At 60.4% G+C, this 20,501-nt stretch carries 17 protein-coding genes and 1 CRISPR repeat array (1 of these 18 running past the window's edge); of the genes, 9 read left to right on the top strand and 8 right to left on the bottom strand.

The window, feature by feature from the left end:
- Positions 1-228, bottom strand: coding sequence for a DUF1656 domain-containing protein (locus C8E00_RS10240; RefSeq protein ID WP_166638297.1), 228 nt, complete (start codon positions 226-228; stop codon positions 1-3).
- Positions 218-2,317 carry an FUSC family protein gene (locus C8E00_RS10235; protein WP_133697406.1) on the bottom strand — a complete coding sequence of 700 codons (2,100 nt, stop codon included), beginning with the start codon at positions 2,315-2,317 and terminating at the stop codon, positions 218-220. Before C8E00_RS10235 ends, C8E00_RS10240 begins: the two co-directional genes overlap by 11 nt.
- 205 nt (positions 2,318-2,522) lie before the next feature.
- Between C8E00_RS10235 and gloA the strand changes: the two genes are divergently transcribed.
- Positions 2,523-3,056 (top strand): lactoylglutathione lyase, encoded by a 534-nt coding sequence (gene gloA / locus C8E00_RS10230; RefSeq protein WP_035414938.1) that lies wholly within the window; start codon positions 2,523-2,525, stop codon positions 3,054-3,056.
- Between the two features lie 193 nt (positions 3,057-3,249).
- On the top strand, positions 3,250-4,902 hold the full coding sequence (locus tag C8E00_RS10225; RefSeq protein ID WP_133697405.1) for an OpgD/OpgG family glucan biosynthesis protein: 1,653 nt from the start codon (positions 3,250-3,252) through the stop codon (positions 4,900-4,902).
- Positions 4,903-4,921: 19 nt separating this feature from the next.
- Here the strand turns inward: C8E00_RS10225 and C8E00_RS10220 are convergent, their stop codons facing one another.
- Genes C8E00_RS10220 through C8E00_RS16615 form a run of 4 tightly spaced genes read right to left on the bottom strand, consistent with a single transcriptional unit; the run spans position 4,922 to position 7,728 of the window.
- Positions 4,922-5,893 (bottom strand): metal ABC transporter substrate-binding protein, encoded by a 972-nt coding sequence (locus C8E00_RS10220; RefSeq protein WP_133697404.1) that lies wholly within the window; start codon positions 5,891-5,893, stop codon positions 4,922-4,924.
- Between the two features lie 49 nt (positions 5,894-5,942).
- On the bottom strand, positions 5,943-6,857 hold the full coding sequence (locus C8E00_RS10215; protein WP_133697403.1) for a metal ABC transporter permease: 915 nt from the start codon (positions 6,855-6,857) through the stop codon (positions 5,943-5,945).
- The gene (locus tag C8E00_RS10210) at positions 6,842-7,591 is read right to left on the bottom strand and encodes a metal ABC transporter ATP-binding protein (RefSeq protein WP_133697402.1); all 750 of its coding nucleotides are present in this window, start codon (positions 7,589-7,591) and stop codon (positions 6,842-6,844) included. The genes C8E00_RS10215 and C8E00_RS10210 overlap by 16 nt, the downstream gene beginning before the upstream one ends.
- Positions 7,588-7,728: a hypothetical protein gene (locus C8E00_RS16615; RefSeq protein WP_164915593.1), complete on the bottom strand. Its 141-nt coding sequence runs from the start codon at positions 7,726-7,728 to the stop codon at positions 7,588-7,590. The genes C8E00_RS10210 and C8E00_RS16615 overlap by 4 nt, the downstream gene beginning before the upstream one ends.
- A gap of 385 nt (positions 7,729-8,113) precedes the next feature.
- Here C8E00_RS16615 and betT point away from each other — a divergent pair, with 385 nt between their 5' ends.
- Positions 8,114-10,174 (top strand): choline BCCT transporter BetT, encoded by a 2,061-nt coding sequence (gene betT, locus C8E00_RS10205; protein WP_133697401.1) that lies wholly within the window; start codon positions 8,114-8,116, stop codon positions 10,172-10,174.
- A gap of 246 nt (positions 10,175-10,420) precedes the next feature.
- Here betT and C8E00_RS10200 read toward each other — a convergent pair whose 3' ends face one another.
- Together C8E00_RS10200 and C8E00_RS10195 are read right to left on the bottom strand one after the other, a co-directional pair.
- The gene (locus C8E00_RS10200; protein WP_133697400.1) at positions 10,421-10,618 is read right to left on the bottom strand and encodes a hypothetical protein; all 198 of its coding nucleotides are present in this window, start codon (positions 10,616-10,618) and stop codon (positions 10,421-10,423) included.
- Positions 10,619-10,844: 226 nt separating this feature from the next.
- Entirely contained in the window at positions 10,845-11,711 is an 867-nt protein-coding gene (locus tag C8E00_RS10195; RefSeq protein WP_133697399.1) for a WYL domain-containing protein, read from the bottom strand.
- Positions 11,712-11,860: 149 nt separating this feature from the next.
- Between C8E00_RS10195 and cas1f the strand changes: the two genes are divergently transcribed.
- The 6 genes from cas1f (at position 11,861) to cas6f (ending at position 20,223) form a co-directional block, all read left to right on the top strand.
- Entirely contained in the window at positions 11,861-12,835 is a 975-nt protein-coding gene (gene cas1f, locus C8E00_RS10190) for a type I-F CRISPR-associated endonuclease Cas1f (RefSeq protein ID WP_133697398.1), read from the top strand.
- A complete protein-coding gene (gene cas3f / locus C8E00_RS10185; RefSeq protein ID WP_133697397.1) occupies positions 12,832-16,176 on the top strand; it encodes a type I-F CRISPR-associated helicase Cas3f in 3,345 nt (1,114 codons plus the stop codon). The genes cas1f and cas3f overlap by 4 nt, the downstream gene beginning before the upstream one ends.
- Positions 16,177-16,260: 84 nt before the next feature.
- Positions 16,261-17,649, top strand: a complete 1,389-nt coding sequence (gene csy1, locus C8E00_RS10180; protein ID WP_243833160.1) for a type I-F CRISPR-associated protein Csy1 — start codon at positions 16,261-16,263, stop codon at positions 17,647-17,649.
- The gene (gene csy2, locus C8E00_RS10175) at positions 17,642-18,601 is read left to right on the top strand and encodes a type I-F CRISPR-associated protein Csy2 (protein WP_133697395.1); all 960 of its coding nucleotides are present in this window, start codon (positions 17,642-17,644) and stop codon (positions 18,599-18,601) included. Before csy1 ends, csy2 begins: the two co-directional genes overlap by 8 nt.
- A gap of 17 nt (positions 18,602-18,618) precedes the next feature.
- On the top strand, positions 18,619-19,650 hold the full coding sequence (gene csy3 / locus C8E00_RS10170) for a type I-F CRISPR-associated protein Csy3 (RefSeq protein ID WP_133697394.1): 1,032 nt from the start codon (positions 18,619-18,621) through the stop codon (positions 19,648-19,650).
- A 3-nt stretch (positions 19,651-19,653) separates the two neighbouring features.
- Positions 19,654-20,223 (top strand): type I-F CRISPR-associated endoribonuclease Cas6/Csy4, encoded by a 570-nt coding sequence (gene cas6f, locus C8E00_RS10165; protein ID WP_133697393.1) that lies wholly within the window; start codon positions 19,654-19,656, stop codon positions 20,221-20,223.
- Between the two features lie 129 nt (positions 20,224-20,352).
- Positions 20,353-20,501: direct repeats of the CRISPR family, unit length 28 nt; unit sequence GTGCGCTGCCGCCCAGGCAGCTCAGAAA; it runs 2,701 nt beyond the window's last position.

Genomic DNA, 20,501 nt, shown 5'->3' with positions numbered 1-20,501 from the left:
TCATCCTTCTTGTGAGTGGGCGATCGGCAGGGCACCGGCGAGGGCGAGTACCGACCACAGCAACAGGGCGTAGAGTGCGATGTCCACGAGTACCGGTTGCGAGAACCAGTGATAGACACCCAGGCGCGTGAACACGCGCCGCAGCAGCAGGTAGAGGCCGAGCGTGACGAGGACGGGAACGGCCAGCGGCGGCATCAGAAAGCCGAGAAACGTCCATTCAGCGAACATGCGGCGTCTCCTGTCGGGGCGGCGTTGCATGGCGATCATGCGGGGCGGTCGGGGCGTCGTCGTCGGCCTGGGCCTCCAGCGTCACGCCGGGCGCCTCGCGCATGAGGTGCCCCAGCATGGCGACTTCCCCCGCGGTGGCGACGGAGAGCCGGGGCGCGTGATAAAAGCGGTCGACCCATTCGCGGGCCTGATCGGAAAGTGCGTGCCAGACCTCGGGCGAATGGTGCCGTCGTACCACCAGGCGCTGGCCAATATCATCCAGCCAGGCCTCGAGCTCCCGGCGGTGCGGGCCGAGTTCCTCGCGCAGCCGCCGAATGCGCCACACGCACAGGGCGAGGGCGTGCAGGTCGAGCGCCTCGCGCAGCGTGTCATCCGAGCCGCCCAGTGCCACCAGGCGGCCCAAACGGTCGTAAAGGCGACTCTCCAGACGCGCCCGGTTGGGCAACGCGGGTTCGCACATCAAGCGCGCCACGCCTCGCCAGTAGGCGCCGAGCAAGGTGCGTATGCGCTCGGCGGGCGAGCGCTGGCGCATCAGGGCATAGGTGAACATCGCCGTGGTGGTGCCGATCAACGAGGCCAGGCCACCGTTGATGTAGGTCGTGGGCGAAAAGGTGTAGGTGCTGTGCAGGTTCAGCAGTGTCATCAGCGTGATGGCCCCGGAGAGGCCCATGGCCGCCCAGCGCGGACGCGGCGTGAGGAGCGTGCCGATCATGACCGGGATGCCGATGGCGATGGCCAGCAACGGGAATCCGTTGATCACCGGCAGGATCAGAAACAGCAAGACCGCGCCCAGGGTGACGGCGGCGAGCGTGCCCCACAGAAACTGATAGACCACGGCGGCGGGATTGGGCGCCTTGGCGAACAGCATGGTGAACACCCCCAGCAGCATCATGGCGAGATACCCGGAGTGCCAGCCGCTGTGGATCCAGAACAGGCCCAGCAATTCGAAGGCGACGAACACGCGCAGGGCGTTGTAACGGGCCACGAAGTGCTCGTTGTGCGTGGTACGGGTACGCTTTTCGCGGGGCAGGGCATGCACCCGGGCCGAGGCCGGCGCGTTCAGTGCATGGCGCAGGCGCCGGCCGTGCTGGAGCAGGCCGAGCACTTCCCCGAGGCGCTGACGGGCCAGTTCGGCGCGCACCCGGCTGCGGGGGCTCACGCGCTCCGGGGCCCACGCAAAATCCGGCAGTGTGAGTTTTTCCTGCGGCTCGCCGGCCGGCTGTTCGGCGATGGTGGTAAGCAGCGGCGCGGCATGTGCGTTCAATTGCGCCAGCCAGTGCTCGCCATCCTCGCAGGCGCGCAGGTAGTCGAGGGCGGTTTCCAGCTCGCGCACGGCCGTGATCAGCGCCAAGCTGTCACTGGCGAAGCGATCCAGCGCGGGAATGAAACGACTCAAGCGTCGGGTTTCCAGGCGGGTGAGACCGCGCAGCTTCTCGAACTGCTGATAAGAGCCGAGCAGCGTCTTGAGACGTGCGTCCTGCGTCGCGCGGGGGCGTGGGCTGTCCAGGGCCGCGAGGGTTTCCTCGGCGGCGCTTCGCAGAAACCCCGAGAGCGCCTCGGGGAGAGCCCGGCTCCCGAAACGCGGTGCGATGAGCAGGTGCATCAAGACGCCGCAGCCGATACCCAGTGCGGTTTCCGTGAAGCGTCCCAGCGCGATGCTCCAGATCCCCTCGACGCCCGTGCCCAGGGCGGTCAGCGACACCAGCGTGGCGGTATAGCCACTCAGCATCATCACGTAACCCAGGTATTCGTCCTGCTCGAGCATCACCCAATACATGCAGAACGCCAGCCAGGCGCCGGCGAAAAGCAGGTACAGCATGGGCTGCTGGCCGAATAGCGCGATCAGTACCAGCCCGGCGATGGCGCCGAACAGGGTGCCGAAGAAGCGTGCCACGCCGCGTCCGATGATGATGCCGATGGGCGGCGTGCCGCCGGTGAACATCACCGGCTGCAGGGTGACGATCATCACCGCGAGGATGGCCCAGGCGGGCTGATACAAATCGAGGCGCAAGGCAAGGAACAATGCCAGCCAGACGGCCAGCACGGTACGTAACGCCAATAGCCAATGATCGGTGGAAATGCGCAGCATAACGATATCCGGCCCCGACCATGTGGCCGAGGCGATCAGGGAAAAAGCCAGATAAATATTAGTCTGCGAATTATCTCAGTCCGTGGGACATTTGTCTAATGCTGCAGGCTCATGCCAGCCGATGCCCCCTGGAAATTTCATCCAACGCCCTCATCTTTCTTTCCAACCGGACACCGACTTACATTCCCGCGATCAGGAGGATGCCATGAGCTTCCAGGGTGAACAGTATCCCGGCGTGCAGACGCCGTCGGCCGAAACCCAGGGCTTTCGTTTCAACCACACCATGCTGCGCATGAAGGATCCCGAGCGCTCGCTGGCGTTCTATTCGCGCGTCTTCGGCATGCGCGTGCTGCGTAAGCTCGACTTCCCGGAGATGCAGTTCTCGCTGTACTTCCTGGCCAACGTGGATGACAACGACGCCGTGCCGGAAGACACCGCCGAGCGCAATGTGTATACCTTTTCGCAAAAGGGTATTCTCGAGCTGACCCACAACTGGGGCACCGAGGACCAGGAAGGTTTCGCCTACCACGACGGTAACGCCGAGCCCCAGGGCTTCGGGCATATCTGCTTCTCGGTGCCGGACTTGCCCGCTGCGGTGGCGTGGTTCGACGCCAACCAGGTCGAATTCAAGAAGCGTCCCGACGAGGGCAAGATGAAGGACGTGGTGTTCGTCAAAGACCCCGACGGTTACTGGATCGAGGTCGTTCAGCCGGAACGCTCCAGGGAGCTCGGCCAATAACGGTGTGCTGCACGACCAGCGTCGCCCGCCCGGTGTCGCACGGCACCGGGTTTTTTGCGCGTGTCCGCCAGGCGCGCGGTTACGTTGAAAGTACGCAAGCGGGACATGATGCGGGAACCGCCGGTGTGGGATAACGTCAGAGGAAGGCACGTGGCAAGGAAACGCCCACTTTGGTAGAGGAAGGCCCCCGATAATGGACCGCAGAACCCTGCTCAAACGCTCACTGGCCCTGGCGGCCTTGTATGGACTGCCCGCCGCGCCGCTGTGGGCAGCGACGCGTCAGATGCCCGACATCGCCGACGGCGAGGCACACCGTTTCAGTTTCGACTGGCTGCAGCGCCTGGCCCGTGAAATGGCCAACGCGCCGTATCGCAACAACATGCGCGAGCTGCCCAAGACCCTGGCGACCCTCACACCTCAGCAATACAACGCCATCGGCTACGATGCCGAGCACTCGCTGTGGCATGACCTGGATGGCAAGCTCGACGTGCAGTTTTTCCACATGGGCATGGGTTTCAATCAACCCGTGCGCATGTATGCCCTCGACCCGGATTCGCACCAGGCGCGCGAGATCCATTTCGATACGGCCATGTTCGACTACGCAGGTACTGGAGTCGACGTCGCCCAGCTCGAGGGCGAGGATACCCTGGGCTTCGCCGGATTCCGCGTTTTCAAGGTTCCTTCGCTGACCGAGCGCGATATCGTCTCCTTTCTCGGCGCCAGTTACTTCCGCGCGGTGGACGATACCTATCAGTACGGCATCTCGGCACGCGGCCTGGCGGTCAATACCTTCGCCGAGTCGGTGGATGAGGAGTTCCCCACCTACACGCGCTTCTGGCTGGAGACCCCCGCCCCGGACAGCACCAGCTTCACCGCCTACGCCCTGCTCGATTCGCCCAAGGTGGCCGGTGCCTATCGTTTCGTGATTCATTGCCAGCCGACGCGGGTAGTGATCGATATCGAAAAGCATCTTTACCCGCGTGAGGCCATCGAGCAGCTGGGCATTGCTCCGATGACCAGCATGTTCAGCTGTGGCACGCACCAGCGCCGCATGTGCGACACCATTCATCCGCAGATTCACGACTCCGACCGTCTCACGATGTGGCGGGGCAACGGGGAGTGGGTGTGTCGACCGCTCAACAATCCGCCGGTCTTGCAGTACAACGCCTTCGCCGATGAGTCACCCAAGGGATTCGGATTGCTGCAGACCGAGCGCGATTTCGAGGCCTATGAAGACGTGATCGGCAATTATCACGAGCGTCCCAGCCTGTGGATCGAACCGCGCAGCGACTGGGGCAAGGGTGAGATCCAGCTGATGGAGATCCCCACCACCGGGGAGACCATGGATAATGTGGTGGCCTTCTGGAAACCCGCGGCGCCCGTGGAGCCCGGCGATTCGCTGACCTTCGCCTATCGCCAGTACTGGAGCGCGCTACCGCCGGTACGCCCTGAACTGGCGCGCATTCGCGAGACGCGCAGTGGCATGGGGGGCTTTCCCGAAGGCTGGGCGCCTGGCGAGCACTATCCACGGCAATGGGCACGGCGCTTCGCGGTGGACTACATCGGCGGCGATATCCTGAACATTGCCAAGAACGGTCCGCCGATCATCGCGCAGTTGGAAATATCGGGGGGCAGAACCAGCGATATTCAGATCTTTCAGGTCGAGGAGTTCGAAGGCATCCGCGTGCTTTTCGACTGGTACCCCACGGATGCCTCGACCGACCCCATCGACATGAGAATGGTCCTTGAAGGCGACGGCGACACCCTGAGCGAAACTTGGCTCTATCAGTACTTCCCGCCACCCCCGGATCAGCGCGAGCACCCGCCGCATCCGCTCGATGCCTGAGTTGCCGACACGACGGCGCTTACTCCTTCAAGGCCTCGGTCAGCGTCTCGACATTGTGACGGAACATGCCGAGGTAAGTGCTGGCTTCACCGTCGCTGGCCAGGGCGCCGGCGTAGAGCGTGCCGCCGATGGTCACGCCTGTTTCTTCGGCCAGTTGCTCGAGCAGGGCGGGGCTGGTCATGTTTTCCAGGAATAGCGCCTTGACGTCGCGTTTCTGAATCTGCTGGATCAGCTTGGCCATGTCGGCGGCGCTGGGCTGTGCGGCGGTGGAGAGTCCTACCGGGGAGAGCACGTCCAGTCCATAGGCGTTGGCGAAATAGCCGAAGGCATCGTGGTTGGTGATCAGCACGCGATTGGCCTCGGGAATCGCGTCGATCCGCCGATGGACCTCGGTATCCAGCGTGTCGATGGCCGTGAGGTAATCCTTGGCGTTACGTCGATAGTCGGCAGCATGTTCGGGGTCTGCCGCGACGAGCGCGTCGCGGATGTTGGCCACGTACTGCTTGCCGTTTTGCAGGTCCTGCCAGGCATGTGGGTCTTCCGGACCGTGGTCGTGGCCCGCATGCTCGCTGTGGTCATGGTCATGGTCATGGTCATGGTCGTGGTCGTGACCTTCATGATCCGAAGAGTGCTCGTCGCGCTCCTCGTCGAAGCTCAGGGCGTCGATGCCCCGGCTTGCCACGACCACCGGCCCTGCGTAGCCACTGGCTTCCACCAGACGGTCCAGCCAGCCCTCGAAGTGCAGCCCGTTGACGACGAACAGGTCCGCCTCGCCGACAGCGCGTGCATCGATGGGGCTGGGGGAGAAGACATGGGCGTCGCCGTCCGGCCCGACCAGCGTGGTGACGTCGACATGCTCGCCACCGACGTTCTCGACCATGTCGCCGAGAATGCTGAAGCTGGCGACGACGCTCAGCGGCGCCTCGGCGCGGGCCGCACCGGACAGCGTCAGGGCGGCGACGCCGAGCAGTAAGGTGAAAGACTTGGACATGCGAACTTCCTCTTATCGATGGACGAGGCCGGTCAGGCCCATGAAGCGTTCATGACGACGTGCAGGTGTCTTCGTGCTTTTCCAGCGGTGCGGCGCGACGGCGCAGGCGTGCCAGCAAACTGCCATGGCGGCCGCAGAGCGCCGAGACGAGATAGATGGTGCCGGCGATCAGGATGATGCACGGGCCGGAGGGCAGACCGAGGTGGTAAGACAGCAGCAGGCCCCCGGCACTCGACAGCATGGCGATGACGATCGCCAGCCCGATCAGGCCTTCGAGCCGTTGCGACCAGAAACGCGCGGTGGTGGCGGGCAGCATCATCAAGCCCACCGCCATCAGCGTGCCCAGGGTCTGAAAGCCGGCGGTGAGGTTGAGTACCATCAGCCCCAGGAAGACGCCATGCACCAGGCCGCCGCGAATGCCCTGACCGCGCAGAAAGAGCGGGTCCAGGCATTCCACCACCAGCACGCGAAAGATCAGCGCCAGCACCAGCAGGGTGGCGCTGGTTACCGAGGCGATCAGCCACAGCGCGGTATCGTCGATGGCGAGGATCGAGCCGAACAGCACATGGGTGAGATCGACGCTGCTCCCGCGTAATGAGACCAGCATGACCCCCAGTGCCAGAGAGATCAGATAGAAACTGGCCATGGCCGAATCTTCGCGGTGGCCGGTCATGCGCGACACGCTACCCGCCAGCCCGGCCACCAGCAGCCCGGCCACCAGACCGCCGAGGCTCATCGCCGGCAGCGAGAATCCTGCCAATACGAAGCCCAGCGCCACGCCCGGCAGCACCGCGTGGGCCATGGCATCGCCGACCAGGCTCATGCCGCGCAGCATCAGGAACACGCCCAGCGGCGGCGCGGCCAGCGACAGCGCCAGACCGCCCACCAGAGCGCGGCGCATGAAGGCATAATCGGTCAGCGGGGCGATGAGCCATGCATCCAGCGTGGTCAATAGGTCGAGCATGGCGGTACGTCCGGCAGGTTCAGGGAAATGAAGGGTGCCTGGGCATGCGCATGGCGGCGCGCGGGAGCATGGTGACGTTCGAGCAGCGTTTCCGGTTCGACCCATTGGGCGTGGCCGCCCGCCAGCAGCATCACGCAATCTGCCAGACGTGCCAGCTGTTCCATGTCATGCAGGACCACGATCACCGTGGCGCCGGCATTGGCGATATCACGCAGGGTGCCGCAGAGCAGTTCCACGGTATGCGTATCGACGTTGGCGAACGGCTCATCGAGCAGCAAGAGCTCCGCTTCCTGCATCAACGTGCGACCGAGCAAGGCGCGCTGACGCTGGCCGCCGGAAAGCTCGCCGAGCGGACGGTGTGCCAGGCCGCTCAGCCCTAGCCGCTGCATGACGCCATGCATGTGGCGATAGTCGTCCGGCCCGTAGCGCTTGAAGGTGCCGTGGGTGGGCCAGCGTCCGGTCAGCATCAGCTCCTCGACGCTCATCGGAAAGGTCAGATCCAGCGCCAGCTGTTGCGGCAACCACGCGCGGCGCTCCTTGGGCATGGAACAATGCACCTGGCCGGAAAGCGGCGACAGCAATCCCATGATCGCCTGGATCAAGGTGCTCTTGCCGGCCCCGTTGGCGCCGACCAGCGCGGTGATCGCGCCGTCCTCGAACGTCCCGCTGATATGCTCCAGCACCGTGCGCCCGCCCTGGGCGAGGGTTAGATCCTCGAGCGTCAAACGGCTCATGCAAAGGCTCCCATCGCCCACGCCACGGCCAGCCAAAGCAGCCCCAGCGGCAACAGTGCCAACAGCACGCGACGTCCGGCGCCCATCGACATCAGGGAAAAATGGCAAGGCCCATCCGGGCGGTGACGGTGTGACATGACGACTCCTCGAAACGAGCTCAAAAGGTTATAACATAACAAAACGCTTGCCAAGCGCTTCGTTCGATTTTTCGGCAGGGAGATCGTCGAGGCTGGAAAAGCGCCCGATCAAGGGCATGAACGAAATAGGATAACGTTTTCGGTAGAAGAGGGGGAAGTATGCACTTGCTTCGCCCGTGGGCGATGGGGCATGAGTTTTTCTATGCGCGATGGCCGATACGCGGCACAAGGCTTGACTGAGGCATAAAGAATTGTTTTCTTTATACGCCTGTTCAATAAACGGCACTTTTCTGTATTGCTTCTAAGCTAGTAAAAGCGGCATGCACGAGTCGTGCGCCCGCTGCCGTGAACGCAAACCTTGCCTGAACCTAAATCAGGAACTCCTATGACGACACAATCCACTAAAGAGGCGCCGGAACGCGATCGCCTCAATGGTCCGGTGTTCTACAGCTCGGTGGTCGGCATCGTCGCCTTCTCGCTGTGGGCCATGGTCGCGACCGACCAGGCCAGCACCATCATCAATGCCATCCTCGGCTGGATCTCCAATACCTTCGGCTGGTACTACTTCCTGACGGTGGTGATCTACCTGGTATTCGTGATCTACCTGGGGCTGTCACGCTACGGCAGTATCCGCCTGGGGCCCGAGCATTCGCGACCCGACTTCAATATCTTCTCGTGGTCGGCGATGCTGTTCTCTGCGGGGATCGGCATCGGCGTGATTTTCTTCGCCCTGGCCGAGCCGCTGACGCAGTTCTACAACGCGCCCAACGCGCCTGAAGACCAGGTCGCCGCGGCCCGCCACGCCATGGAGCTGACCTTCCTGCACTGGGGCCTGTCCGGCTGGGGCATCTATACCCTGGTGGGCATGGCGCTGGCCTTCTTCAGCTACCGGCACAATCTGCCGCTGACCATCCGTAGCGCGCTCTACCCGATCTTCGGCGACAGGATCTACGGCATGATCGGCCATGTGGTCGATACCGCCGCCGTGCTGGGCACGGTATTCGGCATCGCCGCCAGCCTGGGGATCGGGGTCATCCAGCTCAATTTCGGGCTGGACTACATGTTCGGCATTCCCAAGGGCACCTGGACGCAAGTGGTGTTGGTGCTGGGCATCGTGCTGTTCGCGACCATTTCCGCGGTGACCGGGGTGGAGCGCGGCATCCGTCGTCTTTCCGAGTTCAATATCCTGCTCGCGGTCCTGCTGTTGCTGTTCGTGTTGTTCGCCGGCAAGACGATCTTCCTGCTCAACGCGCTGGTGATGAACATCGGCGACTATCTGTCCAACTTCGTCAGTCTGTCGTTCAATACCTATGCCTTCGATCGGCCGACCGGCTGGTTGAACGGCTGGACGCTGTTCTTCTGGGCCTGGTGGATCGCGTGGGGGCCGTTCGTCGGGCTGTTCCTGGCACGTATCTCGCGGGGGCGGACGATCCGCACCTTCGTGCTCGGCACCATGACGCTGCCGATCATCTTCATGTTCTTGTGGATGTCGTTGCTGGGTAACAGTGCCATCGACATGGCGATGAACGGTGCCAGCGAGTTCGGTCAGCAGGTGATGAACAACCCGCCGGCGGGGATCTACCTGTTCCTCGAATCGTATCCGATGCCGATCCTGACCACCGCGGCGGTGAGCATCCTGGCGATCGTGTTCTTCATTACCTCCGGGGATTCCGGGGCGCTGGTCCTCTCGAACTTCACCTCGAAGCTCAAGAACGTCAACAGCGATGCGCCGATCTGGATGCGCATTCTGTGGTCGGCGGTGATCGGCATTCTGACCCTGTCGCTACTGCTCGCCGGCGGCCTGAGTACCCTGCAGAGCGCGGTGGTGATCACCGGCCTGCCGTTCTCGATCGTGCTGTTCTTCATGATGGCTGGCCTGCTCAAGGCACTGAAGCTCGAGGCCTTCAAGGAAGACAGCCGGCGCCTGAGCCTGGCCGGCCAGCTTTCGGGCCGTACCGGTGGCGGCGAGCGCGACTCCCGCAACTGGCAGCAGCGTCTCCGGCGTGCCATGAGCTTCCCGGGCAAGAAGCAGGCGCGGCGCTTCATGGACGAGACCTGCAAGCCTGCCATGGAAGCTGTGCGCGACTCGCTGCAGGAGCAAGGCGTGTCGGCCGAGATTCACCAAGGCGTGCAGAACGGCGACGACTACATGTCGCTCAACGTCGACTTCGAAGACGAGCAGAACTTCACCTACCAGGTTTGGAGTCAGGGCTTCTCGACGCCCGGGTTCGCGATGCATGCGCCGCATGCCGACTCGCGCTATTACCGGCTGGAAGTCTATCTGCTCGAGGGTAGCCAGGGTTATGACTTGATGGGCTACACCCGCGATCAGGTGATCAGCGACATCCTCGACCAGTACGAACTGCACATGCAGTTCCTGCACCTCAACCGGATAGAGCCGGGCAACATCAACATGCCCGACAGCCCGGAACAGCCGCCTTCATAAGGCGTGCCCGGTCGGCCGTTATGCGCGGCCGACCTTCGTTATCAAGATGCTTGCCCCCGGTCGCGATGCGATCGGGGGTTTTTGCGTGGTAGAGGCGAGCAATACCCAATGCCGAGAATCGGCTGGACGCAGCTTTCTTCAGAGAATGGTAACGTCATAATCTAGGCAAGAAGCGCTATTCGTCAGCGCATGAGCTCGTCGACCTGTTGCCCGTCTTGAAGGGAGAGGTCGCGTTGAGAAGGCTGCTCACCGTTTGGCGGTGTGGTGGAAGGCATATTGGCTCAAGGCTGAACGGAGGTGACTGCCAACAGTTGTCCAATGTTGGGCAATACGTTCTTGATCACTGCCCTTGGGCATGTATTGGGCGTAGTTTTCGACTGGCCAAACATCCATCACGGAGCCTGCTGCACGCAGGGTACGGCTGCTCGTTACGCGACGTTTCATGACCTTACTCCTGAATAATGTTGTCCAACGCGATACGTTCAGCACGTTATCTTGCCGACGTTGCAGCGCTAGGAAGATAGAATCCTATGTCAAAGATAGCGCAAAATAAACCGTACAGTGCGAGACCATTTTCGCGTGACTTGGCCATATGCGTGTCATCAATGTGCGAATCTCAAAGCGCCAGGCTTTATCGTCCAAGCGCCCGCAAACGCAGGTGTCGCTCGCCTCAATAAAGCCACTGGCGCAGGGCTTCGCGATTGCCGAGGTCGATTTGCTGGGCACGCGGATCGCCTTCCACGTGGCGATGGTTGATGCCGTATTCGCGCAACACGTATTGGGCGAGCGCACGTCGGCAGGTGATCGCCAGCATGTGTTCCTCCATGGCGTAGTCCTGCGCGATGAGCTCGCGTTCCGCTTGGCTGAGGCGCCGATCGGGGATGATCTCCAGTGTCAGGCGGCGCTCCCAGTCTTCGTCATTCTCTTGGGCCGCGGCGGGCAAGGCATCGCCGATGGCCTCGGGGACGCCGCGAAAGCGCGATAACACGAAGTCGCGAAACGCTGCGTTCTTCTCGCAATACGCGCGGACGTGCCAGCGCCCCGCGGCATAGACCAGCGTATGCGGGGCGATGATCCTATCCTCGCCGCGTGGTGATGAAAAACTCGCGTAGACGACCTCTAGCCGCTGCCGTTCACGCGCCGCCGAGACCACGGCTCGCACGACCTCGGGCGAGACATCGCGAATTGGCATTGGCACCGACTCCGTATTGGCCGCGCCCAGACCAAGCCCCACGAACTGTGGATTCAACGCATCGTGCGTGCCGAGCAGGTGCAAATACTCATCCACATGGCCGCGAATGAAGTATGGGGTGAACTGTGGTGTCGGCATCCAAGCCTTGCGAGAAGTATCGTAGGCAAGGTTATCCACCGCGACTTCCTCGCGATAAGTGCGTAGCACTTGCTGGGCTCTGTCCTTGCCCAGTTGAAAGGCCTCGCGCAGCGCGGAGGCCGTGACGCGTCCCTCCCAGTACGCCAACAGTTCGATGACGTGATAACGCGCCTGCGTGTCCCAAGCGAGCAAAGACGTTTCCTTCATGACGATCCCCTTGGTCTTTTACTTGCGCAACCGGCCGGAAAATTCCCCTGGTGTTTTATCCATGGGGTAGTCGGGCTCAATCGACTTTGCTTATATGAGGGTAACAGAGCGTAAGCGGTTGTAGTCGCTACCCCAATGCCGGAGGTTCCATGGATGACTTATCACCGTCGGATCTAAAGACGATCCTGCACTCGAAACGCGCGAATCTGTATTACCTCCAGCATTGCCGGGTCCTGGTCAATGGCGGTCGTGTCGAGTACGTCACCGACGAGGGCAAGCAGTCGCGTTACTGGAACATCCCTATAGCCAATACGACATCGCTGCTGCTGGGGACCGGCACCTCGATTACCCAGGCGGCGATGCGCGAATTGGCCAAGGCCGGTGTGTTGGTCGGCTTTTGCGGTGGTGGCGGTACGCCGCTGTTCGCGGCCAATGAAGTGGACGTGGATGTCGCCTGGTTAACCCCGCAGAGTGAATATCGGCCTACGGAATATCTACAGCATTGGGTGCGCTTCTGGTTCGATGATGACAAGCGCCTCGACGCGGCTCGCGCTTTTCAGATGGCGCGGTTATCGCGCATTGAATCGCTCTGGCAAAGCCGGCCGCTCAAGGAAGCGGGTTTTGACATATCAGCGCAGCATTTGAGTGATGCATTGGCACAACATCGAGAAGCGATTGTCAGTGCGTCCGATAACGTGGAATTACTGACGCTCGAAGCGCGTTTGACCAAGACGCTGTTCAGGCTGTCGGCTCAAGCGGTGACGTATGGCCAGTTCACGCGTGCCAAGCGTGGCAGTGGGACCGACCCCGCGAATCGGTTTCTCGATCATGGTAATTACCTCGCCTACGGGCTGGCGGCAACGGCGACCTGGGTATTGGGGATTCCCCATGGTTTGGCGGTATTGCATGGCAAGACTCGCCGGGGCGGCCTGGTCTTCGATGTCGCGGACCTGGTCAAGGACGCCATCATCCTCCCGCAGGCGTTCTTGTCGGCCATGCGAGGTGACGAGGAACAGGAATTTCGCCAAGCGTGTATCGAACGGCTGACGCGTACCGAATCCCTCGACTTCATGATCGATACGCTCAAAGCCGTGGCCCTCGACCTCGGAGGGCCTGACACATGAATGTGTTGCTGGTTTCCCAGTGCAACAAGAACGCGCTCAAGGAAACGCGGCGCATTCTTGATCAGTTCGCCGAGCGCCGGGGAGAGCGTACCTGGCAAACCCCGATTACCCTCGAAGGGCTCGACACATTAAGGAAGTTGCTACGCAAGACAGCGCGCAAGAATACCGCCGTGGCGTGCCACTGGATTCGTGGCCATGACCATAGCGAACTGGTATGGGTTGTCGGTGATGCCAAGCGCTTCAATCTACAGGGCGCGGTACCGACCAATACGACGTCGCGCGATATTCTCCGCCGCGAAGACGAAAACGACTGGCACAGTGGCGAAGATATACTGTTGCTGGCGTCCATGGCGGCGCTTTTGCACGATTTGGGGAAAGCGACCGAAGCGTTCCAGCAACGTCTGCAAGGGAAATTGGATGGGCGCAATCTATACCGCCATGAGTGGGTGTCGCTGCGGCTTTTCCAAGCCTTCGTCGGTAATGACGATGACGCGACCTGGTTAACGCGGCTCGCCGAAGGCGGCTATCAGACGCAAGATTGGCTAGAGGCGTTGGAGTGCGATGGGCTCGACGCCGCGCCCTCCGCCATATTCCGCCGCTTGCCGCCGTTGGCGGCGGCGCTTGGCTGGTTGGTCATTAGCCATCATCGTTTACCTCTCAAGCCTCCCGACGACACGTCGGACCCGTCGACACGCTGGGGGAGCCGCAATGTCACGCTCCAAATGGAGCAGTTGGATGATCTGCTAGGGCTCATCGACGCGCAATGGAATGAAATTCCCTCGACGCAAGAGCCGGCACGCATCACCCCCTATTGGCAATTCAAGCATGGCCTACCGGTGGACACGTGGCGCTGGCGGGAGCGGGCTGCCAAGCAGGCGAAACGGCTACTGGCGCGATTATCCGATGACACGAATTGGCTCGATAGCCCTTATGTCATGCATCTCTCCCGCCTGTGCCTGATGCTTGCCGATCATCACTACTCAAGTCTCGAAGACCCTACGCACCGTGTGTCCGGTGAGCCGCAGTATCCGCTGGTCGCCAATACCGTGCGCAAGACGGGGCAACCCAATCAATTGCTGGACGAACACATCCTGGGTGTCGAGAAGCATGCGGCCGTGGTGGCGCGGGGGCTCCCCAGTGTGGATAGCCATCTGCCACGTCTGGCACGACATAAAGGCTTCCGCAAACGCAGTAACCATGCGCGTTTCCGCTGGCAGGACAAGGCGTTCGATCTTGCCCAGTCGCTGCGTGAGCGCAGCCAGCGCCAAGGTTTTTTCGGTATCAACATGGCCTCCACGGGCTGCGGTAAGACACTGGCCAACGGACGTATCATGTATGCGCTGGCCGACCCGGAGCAGGGCGCACGCTTTAGTATCGCGCTGGGGCTGCGCACGCTCACGCTGCAAACTGGCCAAGCCTTGCGTGAACGCCTCAATTTGGGAGAAGACGAACTCGCGGTGCGCGTCGGCGGTAGTGCCAACAAGGCCCTTTTCGACCACTACGAGCGCGAAGCCGAGGCCAGCGGCTCCGCTTCTCGACAGGGGTTGATCGATGAAGATGCTCACGTCGTGTTCGAGGGTAATTTCGAGAGTCACCCGCTGCTCAAACGGCTGGGAGAAGAGCCAGGGACGCGTTCGTTGGTGGCCGCCCCCATTCTAGTATGCACCGTGGATCACTTGGTGCCGGCGACCGAAAGCACGCGAGGCGGCCAGCAAATCGTCCCCATGTTGCGTCTGATGAGCAGTGACCTGGTGCTCGATGAAATCGACGACTTCGATATTAACGATCTACCCGCGCTAACACGGTTGGTCCATTGGGCGGGGCTGCTTGGCTCGCGTGTATTGCTGTCATCGGCCACCTTGCCCCCCGCTCTGGTGCGGGGGTTGTACGACGCCTACCGCAGTGGGCGCGAAGCGTACCAGCGCCATCGCGGCGAGCCTGGTTTGCCGGTGGACATTTGTTGTGCGTGGTTCGACGAAAATGACCGTCAGCATCATGACTGCGCCGATGGCGACGCGTTCAGCGCCGCGCATGCCGCCTTTGCCGCACGTCGGCTCAAGCGCTTGGCCGACAGCCCTGTGCGGCGACGGGGGGAGCTCATCCCCATGCCGCCTCTGGGAAAACGGCCGGAAGAAATCCGCACTGGCCTGGCCGCATTGCTACGTGACCAAGCCGCTCAACTACACGAGCGTCACCATTCTTGCGACCCGGTAACGGGCAAGCGCGTGAGCTTTGGCCTGATACGCATGGCCAATATCGACCCACTAGTAGACGTCGCCACCGAACTGTTTCAACTGGGCGCCCTCGATGACCAGCGGATTCACCTGTGTGTCTACCATTCTCGCCATCCGCTCGTCATGCGCTCGGCGATAGAACGACGTCTGGACCAAACGCTGCAACGTGCCGAGCCGGATCGCGTATTCGAGCAGGCCGACATTCGGCGTTTACTCGATGGCAGTAACGAAGCTGACCACCTTTTTATTGTGCTTGGGAGTCCGGTCACCGAGGTCGGGCGGGATCATGATTACGACTGGGCGATTGTCGAGCCCTCCTCCATGCGCTCGATCATTCAGCTAGCCGGACGTGTCTGGCGCCATCGAGACAAGCGCTGCGACACACCGAATATCCAACTCCTGGAGACCAACCTCAAACACCTGGAGGATTCTGGGCGCCTCGCCTTCCAACGACCAGGGTTCGAGACTGACGAGTCCTGGCGGCTCAATAATCACTCGCTGAACGCGTTGCTCTCGCCGGATGAATACCAGGTCATTGATGCCCGCCCGCGTGTGCTTTCGCGTGAGGCCTTGCAGCCTCGTGACAGTCTGGTGGACCTGGAGCATCAGCGGTTGATAACGCAGATGATCGAGCAACCCGCGACACCGTTGACCAAGAAAGAACTCAGGTTGGGCAAAACGCCGCCATTATCCCCACTGGGAGCCTATAGCTGGTATGTCGTCCCGCACATGCACTTGACCGGTGTCTTGATCCAGCGTCAGCCATTTCGCCAGCAAGCGCAGACGGACGTGGCACTCGCTTTGTTACCCGACGAAGGCGGTGAAACCTGGACACTGCACCGCGTGGAAGATGGCACCAAGCGTGGCGAAACACTCTACGTGGAAGTGGAAGAGAGCCTGTTGACGCGAATCGATCTGGCGACGACGCAAGGCGACAGGATTCAACCCTGGGGAGCCGACGACTACCTGACCACGCTTGCCGACCTTGCCGAGGACCTGGATATCTCGCTTGATCGAGCTGCACGGACGTTTGGCACCGTCAGCGTACTCGAGAGCACGCATGGATGGCGCTACCACCCCGTGCTGGGGTTTGTGAAGAAGAGATGAGTGAATTGGTCAATAAAGCAATATAAGGTAAACGGTAAATTATTATTAACTCAATGAGTGTGTCGATTAAGGTGATCTATGGCAATGACACAACAAGCAGCAGGGATACGCGAGGTCATCGAGCGCTTCATCAAAGAACGCTTCGATGCCAAAGCGGAAAAGCTGGCTACCGATGACCCCAAGTATCAAACGTTGGTTGAACAGTTCCAACGTGATGCCTGGCTCAACGACGCTGCAAAAAGGATTCAATCATCTATGCGAGGTGAGAATCCGATAAAGTTTGCAACGCATACAGTCAAGGCTACCCACCCTGATGCTAGAGGCACTAACCTTTGGTTTCGAGAACGAAGTGATGATGGATTGAACTTTGTTAGTACAGACTCGTTGGGGAGTGGCTATTTTGTAGATGTTGTTGGTAATGCGGCTTATAAGTTGAACGAATACAAGTTTCTGCTTCTTTCTGCGCCGAATGGGGAGCGGCTTTTAGACCTTGCGATGCAAGGTGATCAAGAGTTTTGCCAGGCAATCGGTGGTAGTCAAGAAGATGGGGCAAATTTAGCGAAGATATTTGCTAAGTTAGCACAGCCTGGCGCAGTATCTCACACCCTTGCCAAGCAGGTGTATTGGCTGACAGGCGAAGATGCGGTCGATAATGACGACTTCCATCTGCTGGCGCCGCTCTATGCGACCTCGCTGGCGCATCACGTATTCCAGACGATCAACCATGATCGCTTCAGTGACGCGGCCAAGGAGGCCCGAAAGGCTAAGCGTGAAGGCAAGCTGAGCGAGCAAGAAGTTCATGCTTACCCTGATATTGCTGCACAAAAGATGGGCGGTACCAAACCGCAAAATATCTCGCAATTGAATAGCGAGCGAGGCGGTAATAATTATTTATTAGCGTCATTGCCGCCTACTTGGAACTCGCGTGATATCAACCCGCCATTAAAGATGGACTCCGTATTTTCCCACCGTGGAATGTTCGGCCGACGCAAGGGCGTACGGGCATTGGTCGGTGACCTGAAACGGTTTCTGGAAACCAATCCCAACACGGATATGCATACACGTGATCTCCACGATGACTACACCGCCATGATCATGGATGAGCTGGTGTTGTTCACGATGCAGATGCATAGCCTCGATTCAGGCTGGAGTGCGGATGAAAGCTGCCGTCTGGCCGTAGAAGAAGCCTTCTGGCTTGATCCTGGGCGTGCACAAGAGGATGCCGAGTTTCGTAAAGCACGCCATGGATCTGGCTGGCCCGACGAAGTTCGCCAGCGTTTTGCCAACTGGCTCAATGCGGAACTCGGCGGCAAGTTGCCACTAGGAGACGTCGAGTTTCGTCACTGGAAGAAAGAGCTCGGTCAAGATGCTTCTCATCAACGACTGCTGGATAAGGACCGCCGCTGGATGGCCGTTCTAATGGAAGAACTCGATGACCTGGATGAGCTTCAAGGAGGTGAAGACGATGAGTGACGTCAAGAACCTTCTGGTACTGCCGCGTCTTCGCGTACAAAACGCTAATGCGATTTCGAGCCCGATGACGTGGGGCTTTCCGGCCATGAGTGCTTTCGTGGGCATGATGCAAGCGCTGGAACGCAAGCTCGCCGCAGCGGACATCAACGTATCGTTAGAGCGTGTCGGGGTGGTGTGCCATGACGTCGAGGCGCAAGCGACCGAGGGCGGGTATACCCGCGCCTTTCATCTTACCCGTAACCCTGTCGATAAAACCGGTGGTACAGCGTCGATTGTCGAAGAAGGGCGCATGCACCTGGATATCACCCTGATATTCGCTATCGATGCCAAAGCCTCGGACGAACAGCGCCAGCATATTGCGCAACAGGCGGGGAATATCGTGGCCGGGATGCGCATTGCGGGTGGCAGTGTGATGCCCAATTCTCGTGTTTCTCCTGACCGGCAACACCCGGTGTGGATCGCGCTGGATGACGACTCGAGTGAACGTGAAAAACAGTTCAAGCGTTTGAAGCGCCGTTGGTTGCCAGGGTTTGCCTTGGTGTTACGCGATGACCGTCTGGCTGAACACACCGAGACGCTTCAAGCCAAAGACGAAAACGCGACAGCGCTGGATGCCTGGCTCGATCTTTCGCGCCTCAACCACGAATGCCATGTCGATTCCGAGAGTGAGCAGGTGCGTTGGGAAGTGCGTCGCCCTTACCCCGGTTGGTTGGTGCCGATTCCGGTCGGTTATGGCGCCATCTCAGAGCAGTTCGAGCCGGGTAGCGTCGCGAATGCGCGAGATACGCAGCTCCCGTTTCGCTTCGTGGAAAGCATTTATTCCATCGGTCAATGGATGAGTCCTCACCGTTTGACGTGTCCCGAAGACTTGCTCTGGTACGTCGATAACGATCTCGATGCCGGCCTTTATCGCCTTAACAACGACTATGCCCAGCGTGCACATAGCGCTTAATGACAAGGAGCCCAACAATGGCTAAGAAAGACGACGCTTTGAAAACTGCTTCCGTTCTTGCCTTCGAACGCAAGCTCGACCCCTCCGATGCGCTGTTGTACGCCGGGCAGTGGTCCCAACGCGACGCGCTGGACGACTGGCAGCCGGTCACGGTTCGTGAAAAGTCGGTACGCGGTACGATCTCCAACCGCCTCAAGGCGAAAGAGCAGGATCCAGCGAAGCTCGATGCTGCCATCGAGAACCCCAATCTCCAGACCGTCGATGTCGCTACCTTGCCGCATGATACCGATACATTGATGGCGCGTTTCACACTACGTGTACTGGGAGGCGCTGGTACGCCATCGGCATGCAATAACGCCGACTATCAAGCCAAGTTGCAACAGGCCGTTACCGAGTATGTGCAGGCGCAAGGGTTTGACGAACTGGCCCGGCGTTATGCTCACAATTTGGCGAATGGTCGCTTCTTGTGGCGTAACCGTGTCGGTGCCGAGCAAGTCGAGGTGCGCGTTCGGCGCATGGAAAAGGGCCACGTCGCCAAAGAATGGACATTCGGTGCACTGAGTTTGTCACTCCGCAGTTTTGACAGTGATACGCAAACCTCGGAGTTGGCTCAGGATATTGCAGATGCCCTCGCGGGCGAGCGTCATTTGATTCTGGAAGTCATCGCCTTTGCGCATGTGGGTAACGGGCAGGAAGTTTTCCCATCGCAAGAGCTGATTCTGGAGCGCGGACGGGGCGATAAAAGCAAGACGCTCTATAGCGTTGGCGACGTGGCCGCCATCCACTCCCAGAAGCTGGGCAATGCCATCCGCACCATCGATACCTGGTATCCAACGCCGGAAGATGGCAATGACCTCGGCCCCATCGCCGTCGAGCCTTATGGCTCGGTGACCACTCAGGGCAGCGCTTACCGCCAGCCCAAGCAAAAGGTGGATTTCTACTCGCTGCTGGATAACTGGATGATCAAGGACCAAGTGCCGGATACCCCGCAACAGCACTTCGTGATGGCGACCTTGATCCGTGGCGGTGTCTTCGGCGAAGCGGGGTAAGCCATGGATCATTATCTCGATATTCGGCTGCGACCGGACCCGGAGTTTCCGGCGGCAATGCTGATGAACGCACTCTACAGCAAGCTTCATCGGGCACTGTTCGATCTGCAGGCCGATGATATCGGCGTGAGCCTGCCCGACCACAAGACCGGCGTGCGTGCGCGCACGCCGGGGGATCGGCTTCGGCTACACGCGCAGCAGAGCCGTCTTGAACAGCTCATGGCGCTCCCGTGGCTGGCGGGCATGCGTGATCATGTCGAGTTGGCGGACATTGCGCCGGTTCCGGCGGAAGTGAGTCACCGGCGCGTGGTACGCCGGCAGTTCAATACGGGTGGGCCAAGTCGGGTCAAGCGTTACGCGCGCCGGCACGACATCAGCGAAGAAGAAGCGCGCCAATGCATGTCGGCACCTGCTGAGCGCAAGATCTCATTGCCGTTCGTGCAAGTGAACAGCCGATCCAGCGGCCAGCGCTTTGCGCTGTTTATCGAACACGGCCAACTGCAAGAGACCCCAGTAGCAGGGCGCTTCAACCACTACGGGCTGAGCCGTGAAGCGACAGTGCCGTGGTTTTGACCCTTTTTGAGAAGACTCTATAGCGTCCTTTTAAATCAACAACCTAGCGCCACCTCCTGTAAAAGGGTGTGGCGCTTTCTTTAGGTGAATGCTCTTTAACAATCAGATATTTAGCCGTGATAAGCTCTAGTGCGCTGCCGCCCAGGCAGCTCAGAAATCGTTGACGCGCTGGAGCCAGGTCATTTCCCGGTGCGCTGCCGCCCAGGCAGCTCAGAAAACAGCGCCTCGAGCGCTTCACGGTCTAGTTGATGTGCGCTGCCGCCCAGGCAGCTCAGAAA

The sequence above is a fragment of the Chromohalobacter marismortui genome, from assembly GCF_004364315.1.
In the GTDB taxonomy this organism is placed as follows: domain Bacteria; phylum Pseudomonadota; class Gammaproteobacteria; order Pseudomonadales; family Halomonadaceae; genus Chromohalobacter; species Chromohalobacter marismortui.
This window is presented reverse-complemented; position numbering and strand designations above follow the sequence as displayed.